The sequence below is a fragment of the Streptomyces sp. ERV7 genome, from assembly GCF_001653515.1.
Classification (GTDB): Bacteria; Actinomycetota; Actinomycetes; order Streptomycetales; family Streptomycetaceae; genus Streptomyces.
This window is the reverse complement of the sequence record NZ_LYOY01000029.1, coordinates 1,741,699-1,768,160: the sequence shown is the minus strand read 5'-3', so window position 1 is coordinate 1,768,160 and position 26,462 is coordinate 1,741,699. Positions and strand designations below refer to the sequence as shown.

Sequence of the window (26,462 nt, the reverse complement as noted above, 5' to 3'; positions counted from 1 at the left end):
CGGGGAACTGCGCGAGCAACCCAGCACGGTCCGCAGCCGAAAGCGGGGTGCGGGGGCGTAGCCCCCGGCCGGGGCCCCGCAACCCGGGCGGGTGACCCGGGGCGCGGGGGGTGGTGGCGCGTGGTGCGCTGGGCGGGTGGAGCGCGGTAGGGCACTACTTCCCGAGCCCGCGCGGCGTCTCGCCGCGTGGTGCGTCGTCGTGCTGCTCGTCACCGGCGTCGCCGCCGTCGCCATCTGGCTCTGCGTGGTGTTCAAGACCGCCGTCACCCCCGTACTGCTCGCCCTGCTCGGCACGGCCCTGCTCGGGCCCGTCTTCCGGCAGCTGCTGAAGCTGCGGATGAAGCGGTCGCTGGCCGCCGGGCTCACCTGCGTCGCGCTCGTCGCGGTGGTCGGCGGCGCCGGGTACGTCGTCGTCAGCGCCCTCATCGACACCGGGGACCAGATCATCGAGTCGCTGAGGCAGGCGGGCCGGTGGCTCGCCGACCACTTCGGCGTCGCGAGCGGCGACGGCGTCTCCAGCCTCGCCGACAACGCCAAGACGCTGCTCGGGAAGTTCGGCGCCACCGCCGCGTCGGGGCTGCTCACCGGGCTCAGCATCATCGGCTCGCTCATCGCGACCGGGGTCCTGTCGCTGCTGCTGACGTTCTTCTTCCTCAAGGACTCCGACCGGGCCGTCCACCTGGCCCACTCCCTCGCCCCGCGCGGCACCGGGCCCGTCGTGGAGGCCATGGCCCGCCGCGCCTTCGAGGCCGTCGAGGGGTTTATGCGGGGGACCACGATCATCGCCCTCATCGACGCCCTGTGCATCACGGTCGGGCTGCTCATCCTGAGGGTGCCCGGCGCCGTCGGCCTCGGCGCCCTGGTCTTCATCGGGGCGTACATCCCCTACCTCGGCGCCTTCGTCTCCGGCGCCGTCGCCGTCCTCGTGGCGCTCGCCGACCGGGGGATCGGCATCGCGCTGTGGACGCTCGGGGTCGTCCTCGCCGTACAGCAGCTGGAGGGGCACATCCTCCAGCCGATGATCCAGAGCCGGACCGTACAGATGCACCCGGCAATGGTCATGATCGCCATCACGGCGGGAGCCGGCGTCGCCGGGCTGCTCGGGATGCTGCTCGCCGTGCCCGTCGCGGCCGCCGGGTTCGGCGTCCTCGGCGAGCTGCGGAAGCGTTACGCCACGGGGGAGCCCCCGCCGGGCCCGACCAGCCCGCCGGGCCGGTCCCCCGGCGCCCCGTCCGGCCCCTCGTAGAGCTCGAACCAGATCGACTTGCCCTCGCCCCTGGGGTCGACCCCCCAGCGGTCCGCCAGCATCTCCATCAGGATCAGGCCCCGCCCGCTGGACGCCATCTCGCCGGGGCGGCGCTTGTGCGGCAGGTCGTCGCTGGCGTCGGCCACCTCCACGCGCAGACAGCGGGTGCCGGGCGCGCCGGTGGCCTCGGCGACCAGGAGCGCGTCGCCGTCCGTGTGGACCAGCACGTTGGTGACCATCTCGGAGACCATCAGGACCGCCGAGTCCACCTGCTCCTCGTCCGCCCAGTCGTGCAGCAGCTCGCGCAGCTGGCGCCGGACCCCCGCGATCCGGTGCGGCTCGGCCTGGGCGACGGTCACGGCGGTGCGGCGGGCCGGGACGACCCCGGGGCCCGGCAGCGTCCCGCAGCCGCACACATCGCTGTTGCGGCACAGCAGCAGCACCGCGATGTCGTCCTCGCGGCGGTCGGCCAGCGGGCCCACCGTGTGGTGCGAGGAGGGCCCGTGCACCGCCTGGACCAGCGCGTCCGCCAGCTTCTCCAGACTCTCCCCGGTGTCCTCCTCCAGGACCGGGCGCAGCCGGGTCCAGCCCGAGCCCATGTCGTGGCCGCCGGTCTCGATCAGCCCGTCCGTGCAGATCATCATCGTCTCGCCCGGCTCCAGGACGAGCCGGGTGGTCGGGTAGTCCGAGTCCGCCTCGATGCCGAGGGGGAGCCCGCCCGAGGTCTGGCGGATCAGCGCGGTGCCCTCGGCCGTGCGGATCACCGGGTCCGGGTGCCCGGCCCGGGCGATGTCGAGGGTGCCGGTCGCCGGGTCGACCTCGATGTAGAGGCAGGTCGCGAAGCGCGGGTGCTCGTCGCCGTCCCCGTAGGACTCCCCGTACGACTCGGTGATCCCGTACAGGAAGCGCGAGGCGCGGGAGAGGACCGCGTCGGGGCGGTGGCCCTCGCTCGCGTACGCCCGCAGGGCGATGCGGAGCTGGCCCATCAGCCCCGCGGCCCGGACGTCATGGCCCTGGACGTCCCCGATGACCAGGGCGAACCGGCCCGACGGCAGCGGGATCATGTCGTACCAGTCGCCGCCCACCTGGAGCCCGCCGCCGGTCGGCACATAGCGTGCGGCGACCGTCATCCCCGGGATCTCGGGGCCCAGCGTCGGCATCATCGAGCGCTGGAGCCCCAGCGAGAGCTCGCGCTCGGACTCCGCCTCGCCCGCCCTGGCCAGCGCCTGGGCCAGCATGCGCGCCACCGTGGTGAGGACCGAGCGCTCGTCGGGCGTGAACGCCACCGGGTGCTTGAAGGCCGCCATCCAGGTGCCGATGGTCCGCCCGGCCACGATCAGCGGCAGGAACGCCCAGGACTGCCGGTCGAAGCGCCGGGCGAGCGGCCAGGTGGCCGGGTAGCGGCGGCGGTACTCCTCGGGGCTGGGCAGATAGATGGCCCGGCCGGTGCGGACGACGTCCGCCGCCGGGTAGTCCGTGTCCAGCTGCATGTCCGCGAAGGGGCCGTCGTCGCCCGGGTTGTGCCCGTGGTGGCCGATGATCGACAGCCGGTCGCCCGCGACCCCGAAGACGGCGAGCCCGTCCGGCGAGAAGCCCGGCATGGACAGCGAGGCCGCCACCCGCAGCACCTCGGCCGTGGAGCGGGCCTCGGCCAGCGCCCGGCCCGCGTCGAGCAGGAACGCCTCCCGGGAGCGGCGCCAGTCGCCGGTGATGGGGGTGTGCGCGGCGGTGGCGCCGGGCGGCGGCTCGGCGACCTCCTGGAGGGTGCCGACCAGGACGTAGTCCAGGCCCTCGGCGCTCTCCGTGCTCTCCTTGCGGATCGGCTTGGAGCGGCTGCGTACGGTACGCAGGACCCGGCCGTTCTCGTCCATGATCCGCATCCGGGCCTCGGCGAGGGTGCCCTCCGCCACGGCCAGGGCCACGATCTGGTCGACCTCGTTCCAGTCGACCGGGTGGAAGCGGGAGCGCACCGCGGCCTCGCTGAGCACGGCCCGCTCGGGGGGCAGACCGAGCAGGCGGGCGGCCTCGGCGTCGAGCGTGACCGTTCCGGACGCGTTGTCCCAGCGCCACAGCCCGGTGGCGATCGCAGCCAGGACGTCCTCGGTGCGCATGATCCCCACTCTAAGCAGCCGGATTTATACCGGCGAGAGGTGTTCGGCCCGGCCGGTAACCTGGAGGGACTGTTTCCCGCCTGTCACGCGAAGAACTGGATGAAGAAATGCATCGGTACAGGTCCCACACCTGCGGCGAGCTCCGCGCCACCGACGTCGAGACCGACGTCCGGCTGAGCGGCTGGCTGCACAATCGCCGAGACCTGGGCGGCATCCTCTTCATCGATCTGCGCGACCACTACGGCATCACCCAGCTGGTCGCCCGCCCCGGCACGGCCGGCGCCGAGGTCCTGGACAAGCTCTCCAAGGAGACCGTCGTCCGGATCGACGGCAAGGTCGTCTCGCGCGGCGCGGAGAACGTGAACGCGGACCTGCCGACCGGTGAGATCGAGATCGAGGTCGGCGAGGTCGAGGTGCTCGGCGCGGCCGGCCCGCTGCCGTTCACGATCAACGCCGAGGACGGCGTCAACGAGGAGCGGCGCCTGGAGTACCGCTTCCTCGACCTGCGCCGCGAGCGCATGCACCGCAACATCATGCTGCGCTCCGCCGTCATCTCGGCGATGCGCCACAAGATGACCGCGCTCGGCTTCAACGAGATGGCGACCCCGATCCTCGCCGCGACCTCCCCCGAGGGCGCCCGCGACTTCGTGGTGCCCTCGCGTCTGAACCCCGGCAAGTTCTACGCGCTGCCGCAGGCCCCGCAGCAGTTCAAGCAGCTGCTGATGATCTCGGGCTTCGACCGCTACTTCCAGATCGCGCCCTGCTTCCGCGACGAGGACGCCCGCGCGGACCGCTCGCCGGGCGAGTTCTACCAGCTCGACATCGAGATGTCCTTCGTCGAGCAGGAGGACATCTTCCGGCCGGTCGAGAAGCTGATGACCGAGCTCTTCGAGGAGTTCGGCGGCGGCCGCCACGTCACCTCGCCGTTCCCGCGCATCCCGTTCCGCGAGTCGATGCTGAAGTACGGCAACGACAAGCCGGACCTGCGTGCCCAGCTGGAGCTCGTCGACATCACCGACGTCTTCGAGGGCTCGGAGTTCAAGGCGTTCGCGGGCAAGCACGTGCGCGCGCTGCCGGTGCCGGACGTCGCGGGCCAGTCCCGCAAGTTCTTCGACGGCCTGGGCGAGTACGCGGTGGAGCACGGCGCCAAGGGCCTGGCCTGGATCCGCGTCGGCGAGGACGGCACCTTCGCGGGTCCGATCGCCAAGTTCCTCACCGAGGAGAACGTCAAGGTCCTCACCGAGCGCCTCGGCCTCGCGGCCGGTCACGCCGTGTTCTTCGGCGCGGGCGAGTACGACGAGGTCTCCAAGATCATGGGCGCGGTCCGCGTCGAGGCCGCCAAGCGCGCCGGCCACTTCGAGGAGGGCGTCTTCCGGTTCTGCTGGATCGTCGACTTCCCGATGTACGAGAAGGACGAGGAGACCGGCAAGATCGACTTCTCGCACAACCCCTTCTCGATGCCGCAGGGCGGCCTGGAGGCCCTTCAGACCCAGGACCCGCTGGACGTCCTCGGCTGGCAGTACGACATCGTCTGCAACGGCATCGAGCTGTCCTCGGGCGCGATCCGCAACCACGAGCCCGACATCATGTTCAAGGCGTTCGAGGTCGCGGGCTACGACCGGGAGACCGTGGAGCGCGAGTTCTCCGGCATGCTCAAGGCGTTCCGCCTCGGCGCCCCGCCGCACGGCGGCATCGCCCCGGGTGTCGACCGCATCGTGATGCTGCTGGCGGACGAGCCCAACATCCGCGAGACGATCGCGTTCCCGCTCAACGGCAACGCGCAGGACCTGATGATGGGCGCGCCGAGCGAGCTGGAGGAGTCCCGTCTGCGCGAGCTGAACATCCAGCTGCGCAAGCCGGTCGCGGCCAAGGCCGCGGAGAAGTAAGCCCGGTCTTTGTCTGCGGGCCGGCGGGTCCCCGGTATACACGTGCCGAGGTCTGCCGCAAGAACCGGGACGATCGCCTCCGCCTCCCGCCCCTCGCGGGAGGCGTGCATCGGCTGGACTCGCTGTTCCCGAAGTGCTCCGCTGCGGGCGGGGAAATATCTGTGACCGCGCGAAGAGGTTTTAACGCGCAGTGCGGGGAGTGTTTTTGCGGCAAGCAAAACCGTGGAGTTGTTTACCGTACAGGCGTCGCTGCCTCATGCTACTGTCGATCTCAGTTGCAGTTGCGGTTCCCGAAAATGTCAAGCTCCTTCGCCGGATGATTTCGGCGCCGGGAAGCTTTTTTGTGTCGCCGGTCTTTTTCGGAGGGGCATCATCGCGGCGCCCCGATATCCGCACATCGCGGGTCCCGGCGTACTGCCCCAAAGGAGATACGGCGTGGCGTCAGGCACAGTGAAGTGGTTCAACGCGGCCCGCGGGTTCGGTTTCATCGAGCAGGACAGCGGAGACGCTGACGTGTTCGCCCACTTCTCGAACATCGCCGCCGAGGGCCTCCTTGAGCTGCTCGAAGGCCAGAAGGTCACCTTCGATATCGCGGTGGGCCAGAAGGGCCCGTCGGCAGAGAACATCGTTCTCGCCTGACGCGGACGCGCACTTCGTAGCTGGGGTCCGCATCCCTCGGGGTGCGGACCCCAGCTACGGACATTTTGCGCAGTGGTATCACCCGTGGGGCAACGTCACCCGTAGCCCCGTCCTCAGGACGCGCGCCTTTTCGGAGATGTACCGGTCGGCCTCCGGATTTTATGTTCGCATGGCGCCGCCTATTTGATGGCTCGCACCCCGCACCGGATCCGCTGCAAGCCGCATTGCTTTTCGCATTCCATTCGGTTCGTGCTGGTGATTCTCCGCGCTGCTCTTTCGGTGAGGGAATTCCTTGATGCGTGCCGTATCAAGGAAGGTTCTCGATGAACCCCACACGTACGAACGGCCGTTCCTCCCGCCCCCGCCGGACCGAGGCCCCCGCTTTCGGGGCCGGTGCCGGTTCGAGGCGGGGCGCCCGCCTCGGTTCGCCCGCCGCGACCCGTTCCGGCGGTCCAGGCCGCTCGGGCGGCCACGGTCGGCGGCCCGCCGCGGTCCAGGGCGAGTTCGCCCTGCCGAAGACGATCACTCCCGCGCTGCCCGCGGTCGAGGCGTTCGCCGACCTCGACATGCCCGCACCCCTGCTGGCCGCGCTGACCGCGCAAGGCGTGAGCGTCCCGTTCCCGATTCAGGGCGCGACCCTGCCCAACACCCTCGCGGGCCGCGACGCCCTGGGGCGCGGGCGCACCGGCTCCGGCAAGACCCTCGCCTTCGGCCTGGCCCTGCTGGCCCGCACCGCCGGACAGCGCGCCGAGCCCTGTCGGCCGCTGGCCCTGATCCTCGTACCGACACGTGAACTCGCCCAGCAGGTGACCGACGCGCTCACCCCCTACGCCCGCTCGGTGAAACTGCGTCTGGCCACCGTCGTCGGAGGAATGCCGATCGGCAGGCAGGCCAACGCGCTGCGGGGCGGCGCCGAAGTCGTCGTCGCGACGCCGGGCCGGCTCAAGGACCTCATCGACCGCGGCGACTGCCGACTGAACCAGGTCGCGATCACCGTCCTGGACGAGGCAGATCAGATGGCCGACATGGGATTCATGCCCCAGGTCACCGCGCTCCTGGACCAGGTACGCCCCGAGGGCCAGCGGATGCTGTTCTCCGCGACCCTCGACCGCAACGTCGACCGCCTGGTCCGCCGATACCTCACCGACCCCGTCGTCCACTCCGTCGACCCGTCCGCAGGCGCGGTCACCACGATGGAGCACCATGTGCTGCACGTCCAAGGCGCGGACAAGCACCGGACGACCACCGAGATCGCGGCACGCGAAGGTCGGGTGATCATGTTCCTGGACACCAAGCACGCCGTCGACAGGCTGACGCAGGACCTGCTGAACAGCGGGGTGCGGGCCGCCGCCCTGCACGGCGGCAAGTCGCAGCCCCAGCGCACCCGGACCCTGGCCCAGTTCAAGACCGGACACGTCACTGTGCTCGTGGCCACGAACGTCGCCGCCCGCGGCATCCACGTCGACGACCTCGACCTCGTCGTCAACGTCGACCCGCCGACCGACCACAAGGACTACCTCCACCGCGGTGGCCGTACCGCGCGGGCCGGGGAGTCGGGCAGCGTCGTCACGCTGGTGACGCCCAACCAGCGCCGCGACATGACCCGCCTGATGACCGCGGCCGGCATCGTGCCCCGGACCACGCAGGTCCGCTCCGGCGAGGAGGCACTCAGCCGGATCACCGGCGCCCGGACCCCCTCCGGAATCCCCGTCACGATCACCGCGCCGGCGGCCGAGCGACGCAAGCGCAGTGCGTCCACACGCGGCCGACGCAGCCCCGCTTCGGCTGCCCGGCGCAGGACAGTGCCGCATGCCTCTTACGACGCGGCGGCCTAGAGACGTCGTGATCAGGAATCCGCCCCACCCACGCAGGAGGCACCTTTTGACGCTGGTTCAGACACAGCCCCCCCGCTCGACCAGTACCCCTCCGGTACACGGGACGGCGGCCGACGCCATGGTCACCGGCGCACCGCAGGTCTGCGACGACATGACCGTCGAAGTCGCCCTGTCCGTCATGGCCAGCGCCCGCACCGGCTACCTCCTCGTCTGCGACGGCGGTGGCCTGTGCACCGGGCTTCTCACCCAGGTCCAGCTCTCCGCGGCCCGTCACAGCTCCGCGTACACGGACCGGGTCCAGCTGCGCGACATCCTCGGTGACCGGGGGCCGTTCACCTCTCCCGTGACCACCATGGCCGAAGCCCAGCACGCGATGCGCCGCAGCCAGGTCGATGCCCTGCCTGTGGTCGACGAACACGGCAGTGCTCTGGGCGTCCTGGCCCTTGCCCGCTGACCGCCACCACCGCGGCAGAACCGTTCCTCTTCGGACCGTCCCCCGTCAGTTCTCTCCCTGTGAGGCATCATGCGCTGTGTCATCGCCCGCTTCCCGTTCGAGCTCACCAAGAGCGGCGTCCTGGAGACGATGAAGGGGGTCAAGCCCGAGCAGGCTTCCGGTGAGTCCGTGATCATCGGCCGCCGTACCTACCCCGTCAAGCAGGTCGGCCAGGTCATCACACGTCAGGACCGCCGCGACTTCAGCACCGGCGAAGTCCTGCGGGCCATGACCCAGCTCGGCTTCACCTGCCGCGACTATTCCCCGGCCGCCGCGCCCACCCGCGTTCTCAGCCCGTTGCAAAAGGCTTCCGCGATGCTCGGCGCATCTGCGGCAGCCTGACCGACGGGCAGCAGGCAGTACCTCGGCGGCGACCGGCAGGACAACACCCGCCGACGGGCACATCCTGCGGCCCGACACGCCTTCTTCCGCGCCCAGGCGTGGAGTTACCTCGTCGAGCGCCCGAAGGCGCCCAGCGGACCGCCGAGGACGAGCTCCCCCGCTTCCTCGTGGAGGTGACAGTGCCGCAGGGGGCGCTGTCCGGGCGGCGCAAAGCCGGCCTGGTCGAGGACGCCACCGACACGGTCCTGGCCGCCGCCGGGCTCACTGCGGACGACGCGCCGCGGGTGTGGGTGCTGGTGCACGAGCAGCCGGACGGTACCTGGGGCGCGGGCGGCTCCGTCATCCGCTACGCCGGCCTCGTCGCCCTGGCGCGGCAGGGCAAGGAGCAGGCGAAGGAGCAGGCCCATGCGTGAACTGACCTACGTCGCCCGCAACACGGTCGAGTGGCGCGAGACCCCGGACCCCGAAGTCCGGTCCGGCCGGGAGGCGATCGTCGCGCCGGTCGCCGCGACCTCCTGCGACGTGGACTCCGCGATCCCGTCGCCGCTGACGCTCGTCCGGTGGTGGGAACAACGCCCCGAACTTCGCCGCGAGTTGATCACGGATCTCCTCGTAGACGCCTGTACCAGATGAACGAGCCGAATCGCACGGAGCAACACGCGGATTTTCTGCGAGCGCGTCGGCGGGCGTCGAACGGCCTGTCGTGCGGGAGGGCCCTCTACAGGTCGCTGGGCTCCTCGGGTGACTCGACGCCGCGCCGTCGGCGCATGAACCGGACCGGCCCGCTGAGGCTTGGCCGGATTCCCATGGCGCCGAGAGATCCGATCGTCTCGCTCAGCGCGCCTTGAGAGCGGTTATCCCCTCGTTCACCGGTCCGACCAGCCCTTTCTGGAAGCGGTTCTTCATCAGTGTGGAGGCGCTTTTAGGGAAACCGGGTGACCGGCTTGCTAGTTACCGTTCGGTGCAGGTCAGCCCGTTGTCGTCGAAGGACAGCCGCAGGGTTCTGCCGGGTGCTTCGATCTCGATCACGGACAGACCCTCGGGGGCCGCCTCCTTCAACTCCAGGTGGCTGTCGTGCAGTTCGAGTCGGGCCGCGCCGTCGGTCATCCGTACCCGATCCGCCGCGACGCCGTACACCGTCGGGTAGTGCCGCACCGCCGTGGCCAGGTCGGACACCTGGATCGTGGCCGAGCGCAGCCGCAGGTCGACGGGGACGTCGGGCAGCTCGGAGTGGTACTCGATGACCCACGGCATCAGGTGGTACTGGCCGAAGAACAGGGAAGAGAAATAGATCTTGGAGCCGTCGGGCTGAGGCACCCAGGTGGAAATGGGCCCGCAGTTCTTGACGGTGTCCGGCAGGTTCTCCTGCAGCCCGGCGAGGTTGTCCGTGCACAGCGTGGCCGAAAAAATACCAGCACCGCGTTCTTCGAGATACTGGACGAACTTCTTTCCGAACGGGGAGAGACTGGCCTGTGCCGGATCCGAAACGGCCATGATTTCCAGGAAACTTCCGTTCATGGCGAGAACGCGGCCGGTAATTCCTGGAATGGTGTCCGTCGGAACCTCGAAGGTGGCATTCAGGGCCCCCTCTATTTGTGCAATTGCTTCATCCAGGTCATGGACAGCGAAAGTGACATGGTCCAAGAACACTTGGGCCTCCCTTGGCCTCGTGGCGCCCGGCAATCTTCCGCAGTCACCCCGCGTCGATGTGGCCGCTGCATCAGCTCCACTATCGGTTCCGCCGGGAACCGGTCACCATGCTCAGTGTCGAAATGGCGCCGGGGAGTCTGCACACCTGGGAAGGGCCCCGAGGGAGGTCAGCGGCGTCCTGTGAGCACTTTGTGAATACGGCACGCGCGCCCGTCCGGACGCCTGAAGAGGTAGTTCGCTTCCCGGAAAACGGTAAAGAAGTGCTCAGTAAACGGAAAAGAGACGGTATTGTGGCGTAGATCACACTCGGTGTGGGGGTGTGGAGGGAAACCCGGATGGAAGTCACTTCGGATCTGTGCGAGATTGTTTGGGCTTTGGGCTCTTCGCGCTCCGCGCCCGTCGGCCCGCCCCGTGGGGAGATTTGATGCATCCGGGGGTGGTGTGCTAGGCGGGGTGGAGCGCGCCACAACATGTATGGGGGCATGTGATGGGCACTTTGGAGATTTCTCGCGGGGACACACTTGTGAGGCTTGCCGGGCGTAACGAAGAAATCGCCCAGGAGGTCTGGCAAAAGATTCAGGCCTACGTCGAGGGCGCGGACTCCGGCGGAACGGCCGAGAACTGGCAGCAGCTTCTGCGTACGGTGCTCGACCAAGGTCTTGAGCTCTACCGGCAGGGCGGCCGGCTGCCGGCCGAGGAGCTTGCGCGCTGTACCGCGGTCGCCGTCCAGCTGGCCGAGCGGGGGGAGCGCATCACCCCCCTGCTGCACGCCTGGGAGCTGGGCTGCTCGGTGGCCCTGGCGGCCTGCTGGGTCTCGGCACGGCCGGGCGAGCAGGGCGAGTTGGTGACACTCACGCAGTGGGCCTCCACCGCGGTGAAGGAGATCACCGCCGCGATCAGCCTCGCCTATCTGCACGCGCAGAAGCAGGCCGGCCTCGACACCTCGCGCCGGGTGCTGGCGGACCTCATGCTCAACGGCTCGCCCTCCGACGAGCTCGCGGCCGCGGCGCACCACACGCCGGCGAAGGAGTACGTGGTCATGGCCGGGCGGCTGGCCGACGAGCTCGTGCCCGGCACCGCGACCGTCGCGCGCGCGTCGGCGGTGCTGACCAACGGGGATCTGGGACTGGCCTGCCAGGTCGGCCGCCATCTGTGCGTACTGGCCCCGATCCGCTCGCACGAAGGGCCCGCCGACGGGGCGGCCGGCCAGGTCGTGGAGGCGCTCAAACAGGCGGGCATCACCTTCGCCGCACCCGCCGGAACGGTCACCGCCCCGCGTGCCGGACTGTCGATGGCCATCCAGCAGGCGGCCGTGATCGAGTCGCTCGCCAACATCGCCGGACTCGACGGCAAGACGGTCGAGGGCAACCAGGTCATCAGTGAGCTCGCCATATCCCGCGACAGCGAGTACCGCGGACAGCTGGTCTCCCTGATCGCTCCCATCATCGAGACCCCGGAGCTCCTCAAGACGCTCCGCACGCTCTATTTGATGGACTTGGACCGGACCAGAACGGCCCGTCGGCTCAACGTCGCCCGGCGCACCCTGACGTACCGTCTGGAACGGATCGAGCAGCTGACCGGGATCAACCCGGTGCGCACCCGCGGCATCCTCGCGTTCGCGCTCGCGCTCGCCGCTCAGGACCTCGCGCCCTCCGCCGCCCTGGCCGAGGGCGCCTGACCGTCGACCGCCGCCCCGGCCCCGGTGGGTCCGTCCGGATCGAACGGGCCCGCAAGGGCCGGGTGCCCCGCGCTCAGCGGGACGGGCCGACGGGCGCGTGGCCCATGAGGCCCAGCGCCGCCGCGCTCAGCCGCTCCCGCGCGCCGGGGCCGTCCGCCGCCGTCCGCCAGCCGATGAATCCGTCCGGCCGGACCAGCACGGCTCCCCGGGGGCCGATGGCGTAGGACGACGCGAACGTCCCGTCCACGTCGAGGTACACCGGCCCCTTCGCCGTCGTACGTGCACCGGGGCCGACGATCCGGTGCACGCTCACGCCGGGTTCCCGCGCGTCGAGCGGAACGCGCGCGGAGTCCCACGCATCGCCCTGTGCGCCCGTGAGCAGCACGAATCCCTCGCCGAACAGGTCCAGTGCGGAGATCCGCCGGCCGTCCTCGCACTCCAGGACCAGATGCGCCGCCCTGGTTCCCGGACGGCCCGTCGGGCGGTGCGGGTCCTGGGTGAGGGCCGCCTCGCCGCTCTCCTCGGCGGAGCCGTCCGGTGGGACGGTGGCGAGCAACGACGGGTAGCCGTAGCCGAGTTGGACGGTGGCGCGGGACTCGGCGGACGACTGGCCGATCCGCGCCAGGGTCTCCTCGACCGTGAAGTCCGCGACCGGGCGCCGCTCCGCGTCGTAGGTGTCCAGAAGCGACTCGCCCGCGGCGCCGGAGAGGACCGCCGCCAGCTTCCAGGCGAGGTTGTGGCCGTCCTGGACCCCGGTGTTGCCGCCGAAGCCACCGGCAGGCGGCATGGCGTGCGCGGAGTCACCCACCAGGAACACCCGGCCGGACCGGAACCGGTCGGCCACCAGGGCCGCGCTCTCCCAGGCCATGGCGCTGTGCACGGTGACGTCGAGGCCGGGGTCGGCGGCAGCCACCCGGACCAGCTCCCGGGTCCGCTCGCGCAGGCCCTCCGGGGAGGCGTCGATGCCGTCGAACAGGGGGAACCCGAGCTGCCACATCCGGGACTCGCTGTTGCCGCGGGCGAAGAGGAAGGCACCGGCCTGCTTGACGATCACGGCCATGGCCCGCCGTCCCTTGAGCACCGGCTCCAGATCGGCGTCGAAGATCGCGCTCACCGAACGCCCCAGCGGCCCGGGGCCGTGCCGGCCGATGCCCAGCGCCTCCCGTACCGGGCTGCGGATGCCGTCCGCGGCCAGCAGGTAGTCGCAGCGCACCGTCCAGGTCGCCGTGCCGTCGCCGTCGGTCTCGCTGAGCGTGGCCGTGACCCCGTCCGCGTCCTGGGTGAGGCCCTCGAACCGGGTCCCGAAGCTGACCTCGGCGCCCAGTTCCCGCGCCCGCTCCAGCACCAGTGGCTCCAGCTGCTGCTGATCGCACAGGCGCATCCCGGTCGGGCTGATGTCCAGGGTCTCGTCGTGGTGGTTGCCGGTCGGCACGTAGTGCTCGTCGGCCAGCGTGTCCACCACGACGAAACCGATGGGCCCGGGATCACCCGCCGCGCGGACCCCGCTCTCGATGCCCACCGAACGGAACAGCTCCATCGAGCGGGCCGTCACCAGCCGGGCCCGCGGATGGACCGAGGTGCCCGGCCGCTGCTCGACCAGCAGGCACTCGACGCCCTTCGCGGCCAGGAACAGAGCGGCCGACAGACCGCTCAGGCTCCCCCCGACGATCAGGACCGGGACCCGTCGTCCGGTGCTGTGCCGATCCGCCATTCAAGCCCCCTCGTCAGCGGGCCGCGCGTGCGGCGGCCCGTCTCCCGTCTGTGATCAACCTAGCGCGCGCGGGCCGCTCCTACTGGAGCAGGGGGGACGGTTCGCCCTGCTGGAAAGTGGACTTGAGGTGGTGTGCGGCCCGGCCCGCGTCCCGCTCCCGGGTCACCACCGCGATGCAGCCGTCCGCGGCCGTGACCATCTCCACCGCGATCCCGGCATCGCGCAGCGACTCGAAGTACCGGGCGATGATCTCGGAGTTGGACCGCAGGCTGGCGCCGATCAGCGCCACCTTGCCGATGCCGACGTCCACGCTCACCGAGTCGAAGCCCATGGTGTCCCGCGCCTGCTCCAGGACGGCCAGCACCGTCGCCGCGTCACTCTCGGCGACGATGAAGGAGAGGTCGTCGCGGCCGTCGGGCATGGCCGTGTTGCGTGCCATGTCCGAGCTGATACCGGAGTTGGCCAGGGACCGGAATATCTCCGCCACGACCCCCGGCCGCCTGGGCGCTCCGGCGACCGCCACCCGTGCCACCGCGATGTCGTGGCACACACCGTAGATGATGGGGTGCTCCATCGAGCCTCCTGTCGTCGGCACGGCCCTGGGAACGGGGCCGTGGCTCCTCCTGTCTCCTCGTCAGCCGAGCAACGGCCGTGCGGCGGACCTCATCCGTGCGAAGTCGGCCACCTCGGAGCCCATGGCATCGAGCTGGGCCGCCGTGCGGTCGTCCCGCCCGCCCGAGAGGTCGGTCGGCGCCGCGCCGACCACCACCCCCAGCGGTGTGGGCCAGCCGCGCAGCGCGTGCACGATGTCGCGCAGGCTGCGCAGCGCGGCGGCCGGGCCCTGCGGCCCCGCCCCCACCCCGATGCAGCCGACCACCCGCTGTTCCAGATACGGGCGGCAGTCCTCGCGCAGATCCTCGAAGTAGTCCAGGGCGTTCTTGATGAGCCCGGAGACCGCGCCGTGGTACGCGGGCGAGGCGATCAGCAGCGCGTCGGCCCGGCGGACCGCGTCGAGCAGATCCCGCGTCCTGGCGTCCCGGACCGTGGACGAGGGGTCGTACAGCGGCAGCCGCAGCTGCTCGCCGACGAAGAACTCCGCCTCGGCCCCGGCTTCCACGGCCGCGGCCGTCGCGCGTCGCAGCGCCGCCTCGGTCCGCGACGGCCGGCCCGGCCGGCCGATGCTGCCGCCGATGGCGACCAGCCGCACGCTCATTCCTTGTATCCGACCGCGAGCCCGTCCCCGAGCGGGATCAGGGTGGTGAACAGCGACTCCTCGGCGAGCATCGCGTCCACGGTCTCGCCGATCGCCCTGCCGAGGTCGTCGCGGGTGTAGCCGTTGAGCGCGTCCCCGTTCCAGAAGATGTTGTCGGCGACGAACAGCCCGCCGCTGACCAGCCGGGGCAGCGCCGCGGCGAACACCTCCGGGTAGAGGCGCTTGTCGATGTCGCACAGGATGAGGTCGAAGTCGCCCTCGACCGTGCGGAAGGACTCCATCGCGTCCCCGACCATGATCTCGACCCGGTCCGCGACACCCGCCTTCTCGATGAACTCGGTGGCCTTGGCGGCGAGTTCGGGATCCGACTCGGTGTAGTAGACCTTGCCCTCGGGCCCGACGGCTCGCGCCAGCCAGACGGTGGAGAAGCCGACCGCCGAGCCGAACTCGAAGATCCGCTTCGCGCCGGACATCTTCGCCAGCTGCCACAGCAGACGCCCGGACAGCGGGCCGATGATCGGGACGTTCTTCTCCCAGGCGTACATGCCGATCTCGGTCATCACCGGGTCGTTCTTCGGGGCCTTCTTCCAGGCCCAGTTGAGAGCGGTGTCGTAACGGAAGTCGAAGCGGTAGATGTCGGTCGGGATCATCGACGGGTCGAAGGCGCCGGGGCCCCGGCCCGCTCCGGCGGCCGGTGCGGCGGACGGGGTCTGCCAGGCGCTCGGGCCCAGCGCCATGGACCGGAACATCTGCTTCAGCCCCGCGGCGACCGCCGCGGCGGCGGGACCGCCCGAGCCGTCGGTGTCCGGGGCGGCCGCCTGGGTCTGGAACTTGGCGATGTTCTCCACCAGCGGGCGGCGCTCGTTCTCGTACGCGGCCAGTGAGGCCGCCGAGAGGTCCTGCTCGGCCAGTGCCCGCACCGCGGTCCTGGCCGCCGACTGGGCGTCGTACAGCGCCAGGTTCATGTTCTGTCCGCCGAACGTGGTCAGGCTGTGGGCGGTGCTGCCGAGCAGCATCACGCCGTCGCCCACCCAGGTGTCGGCGATGTGGCCGGGGAAGTTGTGGTGGCGCACGTCCTGCCAGCCGCTCAGGCCCTTCAGGGCCGGGGCGAGCCGGGGCTCCACCGAGAGGATCCGCTCCAGGAAGGTGTCGAACCCCTGGGCCTTCACCTCGTCGAACGAGCCGCTGCGGATGCCCCACAGCACGCTCACCTCGTCGGGCGAGTAGGCGGCCAGACCGAGGTAACGGTTGTCGCTGGCACGGTAGTTGCTGAGCACCGAGGGCCACTCGTCGGGACGCGGCGCCAGGAACGTGATCGCCTCGTAGTCCCAGGCGGCGGGCTGTACGGAGATGCCGGCCAGGTCACGGGTGGGGGAGCCCTCGCCGTCCGCCGCGATCACCAGGCGGCACTCCACGGTGCGCTCGACGCCGTCCTGGGTGAAGAGCACGCCCTCCATGGCGCCGTAGGCGTCCTTGAGCAGGGCGGAGACCTTGGCCCCGTCGAAGATCTCGAACTGCGGGTACTTGAGGAGTTCGTCCAGGAAGGCGTGCTGCAGGACCCGGTAGGGCGCCCCGAGTCCGTATCCGAACGGGCTGTCCTCGATGTCGGCGTAGCGCAGCACCGCGATGCGGTCGCCGTCCACGTAGTAGTCGTAGCCGTCCATCCGGTGGGTCACCGCTTCCACCGCCTCCCGGACCCCGAGGGAGTCGAGGACCTTGATGGCGCCGGGCTGGATCAGCATGGTCTGACGCTTGCCGGAACGGTCGGTCTCCCGGTCCACCACGGCGACGCTGTGGCCCGCGTCCAGCAGGGCTTTGGCGAACGCGAGGCCGTGTGGTCCGGCGCCGACGACACAGACGTCCACCTTCGACGCGGGGTAGTCAGACATGGGTGGTGCTCCTTCGATATCGGACGGGCAAGAACGTGATCAGAGCGGGGGCGGGGCGGGTCGGCGAGGACGGGTCAGGAAGGACCGGTCAGGAAGTAGAGGAGCCCGTCGGCCGATCCGGCGGCGAGCAGGCCGTCGCCGCGCGCGGCCGACAGGACGGTGTGCCCGGCCCGGAAGCGGCTGAGTTCACGGCCGTCGCGGTCCAGGAGGTAGAGGTGGTGGTCGGCGGAGGCGACGGCGATGCTGTCGCCCCGCGTGTCCACGGCCTTCACCCAGGACCCGGTCGTGAACCGCCAGCGCTCGGTGAGACGGGCGTCGTACGAGCGCAGCGTGCCGTCCACACAGGCGGCCAGCAGCCCGCCGTCGTCGGCGACCACCATGCGCACCGCATGGGTCCCGGTGCGGCGCACCGGCGCTCCCGCCACATCGAGGACGAGCAGGGCGCCCTCGGCGGTCCCGACCGCGAAACCCTCGTCGATCGCCGCGCATCCGTAGACCGGAAAGCGCTCGGTGTGCTGCCAGAGCAGTTCCCCACTCGCGTGCGCACGGCAGCTGACCGTGCCTTCGGTGCTCGGTGTGGTGACGCGGTCGTGGCCGAGGCAGATCTCCCAGGCCGAGGGGCCCGACCGTGCCCACACCGGCCGGAGCTGACGGTCGATCAGTGCCACCGAGCCGTTGCGGCTCACGGCCAGGTGCCCGTGGGCGTCCTCGGCCAGCCGCCAGCCGCCGACACCGTCCCGCCGCTCAAGGAGCCGGCCCTCCTCCGAGACGAGGACGACGCTCCCCGCTTCCAGGGACAGCACCCAGCCGTCCGGATGGGCGGCGATATCGGTGACGGAGCTGTCGAACTCGATCAGCCGGTCCGGCTCGGCGCTGCCCCAGGCGCCCAGGGCGAACCGTCCGCCGACGGCGGCGGCCGCCACCCGCTCGCCGCGCAGGCGCACGGTGGTGACCCAGCCGTCGAGCCGCCAGGAGTCATGGACGGTCATGTCCGTACCACGTGTGTGAGTTTCCAATTCTTGAATCCACCTCCCCTCTTGGTGAGTTCGTTGAAGTCGAAGGACAGCTCGATCTCCAGCGGCAGGTCGCGGGCGGCCAGCGCCCGCTCGGCGAGCCGGACGATCTCGGCGCACCGGGCGTCGTCCTGGTGGTCCCGCTCCACCTCCAGGCAGAGCAGGGCCCGGCCGTCGTCCTCGAACCGGATGCAGTACCCGAGCAGACCCGGGATCGCGTAGACGATCTCCTCGATGTCGTACGGCCGCAGCCGGCGTCCGGCGATCTCCAGCTCGTCGGTGGCCCGGCCGAGCACCTCGACCATCGGCAGGCCGAGACCGCAGGCACAGGTGCCGGGCACACGCCGCACCAGGTCGCCGGTCCGGTAGCGGAGCAGCGGACGGGCGTCGGCGGTGAGCGTGGTGAGCACCAGCTCGGCGGTGTCCGCGTCGGTGGGAGCCCCCGTCCCGGGGTCCACCCACTCGAAGTGGTACATGTGCTCCAGCAGGTGCATGCGCTTCTCGGGGCACGAGGTGGAGCAGGTCCCCGTCTCCGAGGAGCCGTAGGAGTTGATGTAGACCTGGGCGTCCCACATCCGCTCCAGCATGGCCCGCATGGGCTCGGTGAGCAGTTCGCCCAGGAGCAGGACCTTGCGGATGCCGAAGGCGGTCGGGTCGATGCCCCGGTTCTTCAGTTCCGCGTAGAAGTGCAGGCTCAGGCCCGGAGTGGTGAGGACCGTGGTGATCCCGGTCTCCCGGCAGATCCGTACGATCTGGTCCCAGCCCGAGACGCCCCGGGTGAAGGGGAACGCGCGGACGCTGAAGACGTCCATCGCCTCCAGGCCGTAGACCATCGCGTCGGCGACCGGCGCGATGTCCGAGGGGACGAGGAGGATCGCCTTGTCCTCGCGCGGGCTCAGGATCCGCTGCCAGTTCAGCAGCAGGCCACGGGTGTTGGCCGCGATGTCCGCCTTGGTCTTGGGCGTCGGCGTGGGCGTGCCGGTGGTGCCGGAGGACTCGTAGTAGCGGACCGTTTCGGCGAGGGGCACGGACAGGATCCTCAGCCCCGCCTCGCGCAGGGCCGCCTTGTCGGTGAACGGCAGCCGCTCCAGGACGTCGAAGCCGGCCCGCGCCAGGTCGTCGGCGCCGAGACCGGCGAGGACGGGTGCGTAGAACGGGGACTTGGCGGCCTGGGCCAGTGTCGTACGGAGCAGCCGCAGCCGGTCGGCGTCCAGGGCGCCGGCCGGGGCCGCCGGGGGCGCCGAGGTCATGACGCCTCCGACGGGGACTCCGCGTTCCTGGTGAAGCACCACGAGCAGCCGCCGGGCTTGAGCTCGAACGTCGCGGACAGGTCCTGCTTGGCGGCGATCGACGACTGGAGCTTGGTGCAGTACTCGCGGCACGGGTCGTCGAAGGTGAGCTCGATGCCCAGCTTCGCGGCGCCCTGCCGGTAGGAGAGGATGCCGCAGTTGTCGATGTCGACCCTGGACTCCTCGACGGACGCCTCGCGCACGGTGACGTCCGAGCCCCAGCAGTCGCCCAGGATCCGGGAGAGGTTCTGGGTGAAGGGGAGGGCGCCCTCGGTCTTGTAGCGGTCGGACTGCTTGGCGGTCGCCTCCGCGGAGAAGTCGATCCACTCGTCGATGGCGCCGTAGCCGTAGTGGGAGACCATGTAGCGCTCCATGCCGGCCTGGGCACGGAAGTACATCGCCTTCCACATCTCGGCCTTGGCCTCGGCCGACATCTCCGGCTGGGTGTGGCTGTCTGTCATGTCAGTGCTCCTGGGAGGTACCGGTGTAGTCGAGGGTGCGCCCGCCCTGGCCGCACGTGCGCAGATAGACGGGTTTGAACATGGCTTCCTGTTCGGCCTGCCGGTCGAGCGTCATCCGGGTGCCGGGCGGCACCACGCTGATGGCGGAGCGCATCCCGAGGCGGTCCTTGAGCGCCGCGGCCAGCCCGTCGGTGCGCTCGCGCACCTGGGCCGCCCCGGCCTCCGTGGCCTCCAGCTCCAGGCTCAGGTGGTCGCCGTCCACCTCACCGGACCAGAAGACGGGTTCGCAGCCGTGGAGCGCCCCGTACACGACGTCCTCGACGTCGATCGGGAACACGTCCCGTCCGCCGACACGGAGCCGGTCCGCCTCCCGCCCGTGGACCCGCACCTGCGGCCGGTCGCTGCCGCACGGGCAGGACGCGTCGGTCACGGTCACGATGTCGCCCATGCGGTAGCGCACGATCGGCATGGCGCGGCGGTGGTACGAGGTGACGACCAGCTCGCCCGTACCGTGCGGCGCGCAGCTGCCGGTCGCCGGGTCCAGGACCTCGAACCGGAACCGCTCCGACCACAGGTGCAGGGCGCCGGCTCGGCACGCGCCGCCCAGCGTGGTGGTCTCGGTGGAGCCGTAGTCCGGGTAGAGCGTGATGGACCAGAGGTTCTCCAGGAAGCGCTTCTTGGCGGGGCTGAGCACCTCGCCGTTGACCACCGCCGCCCTGAGGTCCGGGAAGTCCTCGGCCGGGTCGAGCCCCGCCGCGAGGGCCCGGCGGGCGAAGAGCATCAGCTCGACGGGCATGCAGTAGGCGACCGTCGCCCGGTAGTCGCGCAGCAGCCGCAGGGCGCGGCTGTAGGGCATCAGCTCGCTGCGGTTGCCCGCCGGGATGACCGTGGCACCGGCCCGCTGCGCGGCCCCGTGCATCTGGTGCGCGGTGGTGAGCATCGAGTACGGCGTCTTGACGAACACGACGTCCCGCTCGGTGAGTCCGACGCCGTTGAACAGCATCCGGTCCAGCCACTCGTCGATGTCGCCCCGGGTGAAGTACGCCGGAGTGGGCTCGCCGGTCGTACCGCTGGACTCGTGGACGACGGCGACCTCGGTCCGGTCCACCGCGAGCAGCCCCTCCGGGTAGGCGAGGCGCAGATCGTCCTTGGTGGTGAACGGCAGCCGCTCGAACAGATCGTCCGACCAGGACGTCGGATCGACGGCCGCGGCCTGGTACTTCGCCCGCAGATGCGGCGCGTTGCGGTAGGCGTGGCCCACAATGGCGGCCAGCCGATCCTGGTCCGTCATGCGCTTCCTCCCTTCCCGCTGAATGTCCCGGTGGATTTCTCGGTGGATTTCCCGGTGGATGTGATGCGCCGGATGTTGCCGCCGAGGACCGCCGGCAGGTCGTTCTCGGCCACGGCCAGACAGAGCTTGGTCAGCTCGACCCGTGGGTGCTGGATGGGGAACTCCGAGCCGAACACGACCCGTTCGGCACCGAGCGTCTCCACCGCGTCCTTGATCACGAAGTCGAATCCGCCCGAGGTCTCGAACAGCACGTTCTCGGTGTCGCGGATCTCCCGGGCGGCGTCCAGGTCGAAGTTGCCGCGCCCGGCGTGCCCCAGGACGAAGGCCACCTCCGGGTTGCGGCGGGCGAGCCGGGCGTACTGGTCCACCGAGAGCGCGCCGTTGCCGATGCAGTGCGAGTACACCGGCAGACCGCGCTCCGCCGCGGCGTCGACGTACGACTGGACCCGGGGGTCCAGATGGCCGATGCCGTGCACGCCCGGGGCGAACTTGATCCCGGCGCACCGGTCGATGAGAGCCAGGTCCGGCTCACCCGCCGCCCGGTGGGGGTTGGCGAAGTAGAAGGCGGCGAGCGACGGCTCGCCCCCGATCGCGTCCAGGAGCTCGGTGTTGTCGGCATCGACGTCCCGGCCCGGACCTTCCGTCACGATGGTGTGGGACAGCTCCATGGGGGAGACGACGCCCCCGGCGACCAGGAAGGCCGCCGAGACGCGCTCCGCCGCCATGGTGGCGAGCAGCTTCGGCACCAGCGCCCGATTGGCATGGGCGTGGGCGTCCACCACTTCGATGCCGTCCCATGCGTCACTGCTCAATGATCAGCTCGTCCACTTTGACGCCCACGTGCCGGCCGGGCTCCTGGGTGAAGCCGAACACCTCGTCGCCGGGCTTGAGTTCGGTGATGTTGCGGGGCTTGGAGTCGGTGCCGAAGACCCGGACGTGCCAGTCCTCCTGCATGATCGTGGTGACCCGGGTGCCGTCGGCCGCCTCCGCGACGATCTGCAGCATGGGGCGCCGCTCGATCTTGACGCGGCCCACGGTGACCGGCCGTGCGGTGCCGTCGGTGCGGACGGCCAGCACCTCCATGCCCGCGCGCAGGTCGGACAGGTACCAGGTGCGGTTGTCCGGCGCCAGCACGTACATCTGGAGCGCGCCCGCGTTGACCCGGAACGGCCGCGTCGGCATATAGGGCAGCGGGTGCGTCTCGCTGGTGGCGAGGATGCCGCCGCCGGAGAAGCAGCCGAGCAGGACGCCCTCGTCGAGTCCCATGTACGAGGTGAAGTCGAGGCAGGCGCGGTCGCCCATGCCCACGTGCCGGGTCTCGACGATCGTCATCTTCTGCAGCTGCTGCCCGTGCGTGCGCTGGGCGGCGACGAGCACCTCGTGGAGGCGGTGGACCGCGGTGAGGTCGTCGACCTCCACGAGCACGCCGTCGGCGCCGATCTCCAGAACACCGAAGACCACATTGGCCTCCACGCTGTCCTGGACGCCCATGACGGTCTGGCAGCCGTGGTTCTGCGCGTCCGCGAGGACGATCTCCAGCGGGATCTTGGTGGTGTCCTTGAACGTCACGAGCAGCAGCTTGACCACCCGGGTCATCTCGACCGCCCGCTCCAGGGAGGGCGGGTCGACGACGTCCACCGAGGCGCCGACCGTGATGCCGATCTTCGACTCGTTCTCCACGAACCAGTTGCTGGCCACCACGTCCGCGTCCAGGACGAGGACGTCGTACTGCTTGCGGATCCTGTCCAGCTTCTCCTGCGACGGGACGCCGGAGAACAGCTTGACCTTCTGCAGCCCGGCGGGCACCAGCGACAGGTGCTCCTCGTCGACGACCACGCCGCCGCCGGAGTGCAGACGCTGCACGGCCTCGAAGATCTCGGCGGTGTTGGGGCGCCCGGCGGCCTTGCGGAAGTCGTGCCAGGTGTACTTCTTGCCGGGCGGCAGCGGCGCCTGTACGGGGGCCGGCTCCGGGGCGGCCGTCTTCGGGGGCGCGGGGACCCGCTGCTTCGGGGAAGCGGCCCTGGTCTTGTCGTCGAGGACGTCAGTCATGTTCGCCTTCTGGTCATGAGTGGATGGAAAGTGAGGGGGGTGGCGGTGGTGGCTTCGGGCGCGGTGGTCAGACAGCCGCGAGGGGCCGGTCGGACGCCAGGTGTTCCTGGTACGCGTCGTAGACGCGGTCCGCGGACCAGCCGTGATGGATGAGCTTGCCGAGGTGCGCGGTCAGGCCCGTCACATCGGGGGACTCGAAGATGTTGCGGCCCATCGACACACCCGCCGCGCCCGCGTCGAGCGCCTCCGCCACGGTCGTGAAGAGCTTGCGCACGTCTCCGTGCGCCGCCCCGCCGGCGATCAGGACCGGCGCCGGGCAGCCCTCGACGACCTGGGCGAAGGTGTCGGGGTCGCCGGTGTAGTGGCACTTGACCAGGTCGGCGCCGAGCTCGGCCGCCATCCGGGCCGCGTGGCCCACCTTCACCGGGTTGTGCTCGTCCTCCGCCGAGCTGCGGACGTACACCATGGCCAGCAGGGGCACGCCCCACAGGGCGCACTCCTCGGCGATCTTGGCCGTGTCCACCAGCTGCTCGGGCTCGGTCTCGGTGCCGGCGTTGATGTGCACGCTGACCGCGTCCGCGCCGAGCCGGACCGCCTCGGCGACGGTGCACACCGCCACCTTGCGGTTGATGTGGACGCCCAGGGAGGTCGAGGCGCTCATGTGCACGATCAGGGCCGTCTCAGGGCGCAGGCTCCGCTGCACGGTGGGCACCAGGCCCTTGTGCAGGACGACACCGTTGGCGCCCCCGTCGGAGACCTGCCCGACGGTGGCGGCGATGTCGCGCAGACCCGTGGTGGCGCCGAGGCTGATGCCGTGGTCCATCGGGACGATCAGGGACCGCCCCGCTTCGGACATGAGGCGGCGGCTGCGCAGGCTCTTCCCCTCGTTCATCGCTGGTTCCCCTCGCTGTTGCGCGGCTTCGGGGTTCCGAATCCGCGGGATCGTGTGTTCTTCCGTCCGAGCCGGGCGCGCTCGTCGAGCGGCATGTCCTGGACGGTGATGTAACCGGCGGCCTCGGCGCCGCTGACCAGGTCCTGGCCCTCGCGCGTCTGCACCATGAATCCGGACCACTTCAGTCCGGGGGTGTCCAGGCCGCCGACGGAGATGTCGGCGTATGCGGCGTGCCAGCGGCGGCAGCCCTGGCAGGAGGGAGCCGTCTGCCCGGCCAGCAGATAGCCCAGGTACTGGCCGAACGGGGCTCCGGCGGAGCCGTCCGGGGTGGTGACGCTGAATTCGAGCCGGCCGTCCCGGCGGGTGTACCCGACCTCGGTGACCTCGGCCGGGTCGATCCCGGCCGCGGAGATGAAGCGTTCGGTGCCCTCGGCGCGGAAGTTGTTGCCGCACCACAGGCCGACGGCGTGGGTGATGGCCCGCACCGCGCGGCGCGGCCGGTCCGCCAGCCGGTCCCCGGCCGTCTGGAGCTGCCGCAGCGACTCGATGTGGCAGGGCAGGCCCACGAACATCACCCGCTCGTATCCCTCGTCCGCGATGCGGTCCAGCACCGAGAGCGTGGGAGTGAGCGCGTACTTGGGGCCGCTCGCCGCGACCACCTCGTCCCGCGTGGTCGCGATCATCGGACGGGGCGTCCAGGCGTTGGCCCCGCCGAAGCCCGTCAGGACCACCGCGTCCACGCGTCCGGACTCCAGCAGATACAGCGCGAGTCCGGTCGTCACGCCGCCCGATCCGGTCCGGGCCAGCAGGTCCGGATCGGCCAGCCGGCCCACCAACTGCCGCTCCACGGCGGGCCGGTGGTCCGCCATGTAGGCGTCGAGGACCGTACTGTTGGCCTGGTTCTCCGGGCAGACGTCGAAACAGATCCGGCAGCCGGACGCGCAGGGCCCGTCGATGACCGGCCGTTCCCGGGCGTACGAGAGCACATCGGCCGGACACGCCGGTACGCAGCCGCCGCAGTAACTGCACAGGTCGCCCTTGAGGACGGTGTGGTGGAGGTCGGCGAAGCCCGTTCTCATCGTCGGCCCGTGCGCTCCGCGGCCGGGTCGAAGAGCCGCTCGACCGGCAGGAGCTTGCCCGACGCGGGCGGCACCAGGGCGTCCACGACGTGGACGTCCACCGAGGCGCCCGCGCCGAAGACGGGAGTGACCCGCTGGGCCACTCGCTCGGCGAGACCCGGCTCGCCGCCGGGCAGCGGCACCACGGACACCGTCACCTTGTCCAGCGACTCCTGCACCAGCCGGAAGCGCTTGACCCCGCTGATGGTCTCGAACATCTCCATGAACACGCCCTGCGGCACCGGGGAGACACCGGTGTCCGAGCGCCGGTAGAGCAGGGTGTTCTCCCGTCCCAGCAGCTCCTTGACCACGGGCAGGCTCCGGCCGCAGGCACAGCGCTCAGTGCTCACCGACATCAGGTCACCGAGCCGGTAGCGGATGATCGGCAGTGTGCGGTGCCAGAGGCTGGTGAGGACGATCGAGCCGGACTCGCCCTCGGCGGCCGGGCGGCCGTCCTCGTCGAGGATCTCGATCTTCAGGCAGTCCGTGTTGAGGTGCATCGAGCCGTGCTCGCAGGTCCAGCCGATGTACCCGGTGTCCGTGGAGCCGTAGAGGTCGAAGATGCGGACGCCCTCGAAGGCCGCCAGCGCCCGCTTCTGTACGTCCCGTTCCAGCGTCGCACCCGTGTTGATCAGGGCCAGCGGGCGCCAGGCGAAGTCGGGGTTGGCCTCCTTGTACTCGGTGAGCATGCGCAGCGTCGAGCCGAAGCAGGTGAGGATCTGCGGGTTGAAGTCCGCCAGCTCCGCGGCCGTCTCCTCGACGGTCACCGCACGGCCCTCCCGCAGCACGGGGATCATGCGGAAGAACTCCGGCGGCAGATGCTGCTGCATCTTGTAGCCGATCATGTGGGCGCCGGTGACGATGATGGCCGCCGACCTGAGCGGGCCCCGCGGCTCGATCCCGGCCAGGATCGCCCGCATGAAGCGGAAGTACTGGGCCCTGATGTGGGCCTGCTCCCGCTGGTCGTAGACGAAGTAGCCGGACTTGCCCGAGGTGCCGGCGGTGCTGACCACCAGGAGGTCCGAGCCGTGGAACGGCTCGTCCGCCAAGGACCGGTCCGACAGGTACTCGTGGACGCGCGGGTACGTGATGTCGTTGCGCGTCCTGACCACGTCGAAGTTCTCCAGCAGGACGGACTTGTCCATCAGCGGCAGATCGGCCCAGCGCTCCGGGGAGTTCAGCAGGTCTTCGACCGTGTGATGGCGCAGGATGTTCGCGAAATAGGGCGACTCCCGCCGTGCGTAGGAAAGCTGCTTGCGCAGGAGATGCCGCTGTCGCGCCGCCAGTTGTCCCGCGGGCAGACTTTCGTTCTCCTCCAGGAAGTTGTACACCCCCAGGATGGAGGACTGCCCCGCAATCATTCGGTCGCGTATGACGTCCACTGAAACCTGCTCCTCCATCGGCTGATGGGTTCAAGCATTGGCCGGGCGGCAGGAGTTGTGTGCTGCGCATCCTGGACGGGAAACGTGATCGCTTGCGACTTTGGGAAAAGGGGCCGGTCCGGACCCCGTGAACAGGTCCTGATCCGCTCCCTGCGGGACCCGAGTGCGCAACCGGGAAGGGGGCCCACCGAGACTGCGCCGTTGGGAAGTTGATCTACCCGTACGGCTCCACGAGCCTGGTTTGGAGGTCCGTCAGGGCGCGCTGTCACAGGAA

The 26,462-nt window shown here is 70.5% G+C and carries 22 protein-coding genes and 2 pseudogenes; 9 read left to right on the top strand and 15 right to left on the bottom strand.

Translation table 11 applies throughout. The features are described from left to right. Positions 1-136 precede the first annotated feature (136 nt). Entirely contained in the window at positions 137-1,246 is a 1,110-nt protein-coding gene (locus tag A8W25_RS14225; protein ID WP_067160684.1) for an AI-2E family transporter, read from the top strand. Here the strand turns inward: A8W25_RS14225 and A8W25_RS14220 are convergent. Beyond that, a complete protein-coding gene (locus tag A8W25_RS14220; RefSeq protein ID WP_067161266.1) occupies positions 1,168-3,357 on the bottom strand; it encodes a SpoIIE family protein phosphatase in 2,190 nt (729 codons plus the stop codon). The genes A8W25_RS14225 and A8W25_RS14220 overlap by 79 nt on opposite strands. Before the next feature lie 107 nt (positions 3,358-3,464). Here A8W25_RS14220 and aspS point away from each other — a divergent pair, with 107 nt between their 5' ends. The 7 genes and pseudogenes from aspS to A8W25_RS33425 form a co-directional block, all read left to right on the top strand. Beyond that, on the top strand, positions 3,465-5,243 hold the full coding sequence (gene aspS / locus A8W25_RS14215; RefSeq protein ID WP_067160680.1) for an aspartate--tRNA ligase: 1,779 nt from the start codon (positions 3,465-3,467) through the stop codon (positions 5,241-5,243). Between the two features lie 435 nt (positions 5,244-5,678). Continuing rightward, on the top strand, positions 5,679-5,882 hold the full coding sequence (locus A8W25_RS14210; RefSeq protein ID WP_067160677.1) for a cold-shock protein: 204 nt from the start codon (positions 5,679-5,681) through the stop codon (positions 5,880-5,882). A 323-nt stretch (positions 5,883-6,205) separates the two neighbouring features. Continuing rightward, complete coding sequence (locus A8W25_RS14205) at positions 6,206-7,717, top strand: DEAD/DEAH box helicase (protein WP_067160674.1); 1,512 nt, start codon at positions 6,206-6,208, stop codon at positions 7,715-7,717. A gap of 46 nt (positions 7,718-7,763) precedes the next feature. Next, positions 7,764-8,171 (top strand): CBS domain-containing protein, encoded by a 408-nt coding sequence (locus tag A8W25_RS14200; protein ID WP_067160671.1) that lies wholly within the window; start codon positions 7,764-7,766, stop codon positions 8,169-8,171. A gap of 69 nt (positions 8,172-8,240) precedes the next feature. Beyond that, the gene (locus A8W25_RS14195; RefSeq protein ID WP_067160669.1) at positions 8,241-8,552 is read left to right on the top strand and encodes an SCO5918 family protein; all 312 of its coding nucleotides are present in this window, start codon (positions 8,241-8,243) and stop codon (positions 8,550-8,552) included. Positions 8,553-8,630: 78 nt separating this feature from the next. After that, positions 8,631-8,965: pseudogene (locus tag A8W25_RS14190) on the top strand (tautomerase family protein); the annotation flags it as partial. Continuing rightward, positions 8,958-9,089: pseudogene (locus A8W25_RS33425) on the top strand (dehydrogenase); the annotation flags it as partial. The pseudogenes A8W25_RS14190 and A8W25_RS33425, both read left to right, overlap by 8 nt. A gap of 414 nt (positions 9,090-9,503) precedes the next feature. Here A8W25_RS33425 and A8W25_RS14180 read toward each other — a convergent pair. Further along, on the bottom strand, positions 9,504-10,196 hold the full coding sequence (locus A8W25_RS14180; protein ID WP_158942512.1) for a VOC family protein: 693 nt from the start codon (positions 10,194-10,196) through the stop codon (positions 9,504-9,506). Between the two features lie 529 nt (positions 10,197-10,725). On the opposite strand from A8W25_RS14180, the gene A8W25_RS14175 reads away from it, so the two are divergent. Further along, positions 10,726-11,880: a PucR family transcriptional regulator gene (locus tag A8W25_RS14175; protein ID WP_067160663.1), complete on the top strand. Its 1,155-nt coding sequence runs from the start codon at positions 10,726-10,728 to the stop codon at positions 11,878-11,880. A gap of 73 nt (positions 11,881-11,953) precedes the next feature. Here the strand turns inward: A8W25_RS14175 and A8W25_RS14170 are convergent, their stop codons facing one another. The 13 genes from A8W25_RS14170 to A8W25_RS14110 form a co-directional block, all read right to left on the bottom strand. Continuing rightward, positions 11,954-13,591, bottom strand: coding sequence for an FAD-dependent monooxygenase (locus A8W25_RS14170; protein ID WP_067160660.1), 1,638 nt, complete (start codon positions 13,589-13,591; stop codon positions 11,954-11,956). 79 nt (positions 13,592-13,670) lie between these two features. Then, on the bottom strand, positions 13,671-14,165 hold the full coding sequence (locus tag A8W25_RS14165; RefSeq protein ID WP_067160657.1) for an ACT domain-containing protein: 495 nt from the start codon (positions 14,163-14,165) through the stop codon (positions 13,671-13,673). A gap of 60 nt (positions 14,166-14,225) precedes the next feature. Then, positions 14,226-14,804, bottom strand: coding sequence for an NADPH-dependent FMN reductase (locus tag A8W25_RS14160; protein ID WP_067160654.1), 579 nt, complete (start codon positions 14,802-14,804; stop codon positions 14,226-14,228). Further along, positions 14,801-16,693: an FAD-dependent monooxygenase gene (locus A8W25_RS32340; RefSeq protein ID WP_079126012.1), complete on the bottom strand. Its 1,893-nt coding sequence runs from the start codon at positions 16,691-16,693 to the stop codon at positions 14,801-14,803. The genes A8W25_RS14160 and A8W25_RS32340 overlap by 4 nt, the downstream gene beginning before the upstream one ends. A gap of 74 nt (positions 16,694-16,767) precedes the next feature. After that, positions 16,768-17,682, bottom strand: a complete 915-nt coding sequence (locus A8W25_RS33420) for a hypothetical protein (RefSeq protein ID WP_067160651.1) — start codon at positions 17,680-17,682, stop codon at positions 16,768-16,770. Then, a complete protein-coding gene (locus A8W25_RS14145; protein ID WP_067160649.1) occupies positions 17,679-18,956 on the bottom strand; it encodes a phenylacetate--CoA ligase family protein in 1,278 nt (425 codons plus the stop codon). The genes A8W25_RS33420 and A8W25_RS14145 overlap by 4 nt, the downstream gene beginning before the upstream one ends. Continuing rightward, positions 18,953-19,456 carry a hypothetical protein gene (locus A8W25_RS14140; protein WP_067160646.1) on the bottom strand — a complete coding sequence of 168 codons (504 nt, stop codon included), beginning with the start codon at positions 19,454-19,456 and terminating at the stop codon, positions 18,953-18,955. Before A8W25_RS14140 ends, A8W25_RS14145 begins: the two co-directional genes overlap by 4 nt. 1 nt (position 19,457) lies before the next feature. Continuing rightward, positions 19,458-20,747 (bottom strand): phenylacetate--CoA ligase family protein, encoded by a 1,290-nt coding sequence (locus A8W25_RS14135; RefSeq protein ID WP_067160635.1) that lies wholly within the window; start codon positions 20,745-20,747, stop codon positions 19,458-19,460. Beyond that, entirely contained in the window at positions 20,744-21,559 is an 816-nt protein-coding gene (locus A8W25_RS14130) for an amidohydrolase family protein (RefSeq protein WP_158942510.1), read from the bottom strand. Before A8W25_RS14130 ends, A8W25_RS14135 begins: the two co-directional genes overlap by 4 nt. After that, positions 21,549-22,796 (bottom strand): 3-dehydroquinate synthase II, encoded by a 1,248-nt coding sequence (locus A8W25_RS14125; protein WP_067160629.1) that lies wholly within the window; start codon positions 22,794-22,796, stop codon positions 21,549-21,551. Before A8W25_RS14125 ends, A8W25_RS14130 begins: the two co-directional genes overlap by 11 nt. Positions 22,797-22,863: 67 nt before the next feature. Beyond that, on the bottom strand, positions 22,864-23,688 hold the full coding sequence (locus A8W25_RS14120) for a class I fructose-bisphosphate aldolase family protein (RefSeq protein WP_067160625.1): 825 nt from the start codon (positions 23,686-23,688) through the stop codon (positions 22,864-22,866). Then, positions 23,685-24,767, bottom strand: coding sequence for a Coenzyme F420 hydrogenase/dehydrogenase, beta subunit C-terminal domain (locus A8W25_RS14115; protein ID WP_067160621.1), 1,083 nt, complete (start codon positions 24,765-24,767; stop codon positions 23,685-23,687). Before A8W25_RS14115 ends, A8W25_RS14120 begins: the two co-directional genes overlap by 4 nt. After that, positions 24,764-26,167, bottom strand: a complete 1,404-nt coding sequence (locus tag A8W25_RS14110) for a phenylacetate--CoA ligase family protein (protein WP_067160618.1) — start codon at positions 26,165-26,167, stop codon at positions 24,764-24,766. Before A8W25_RS14110 ends, A8W25_RS14115 begins: the two co-directional genes overlap by 4 nt. Between the last annotated feature and the right edge of the window lie 295 nt (positions 26,168-26,462).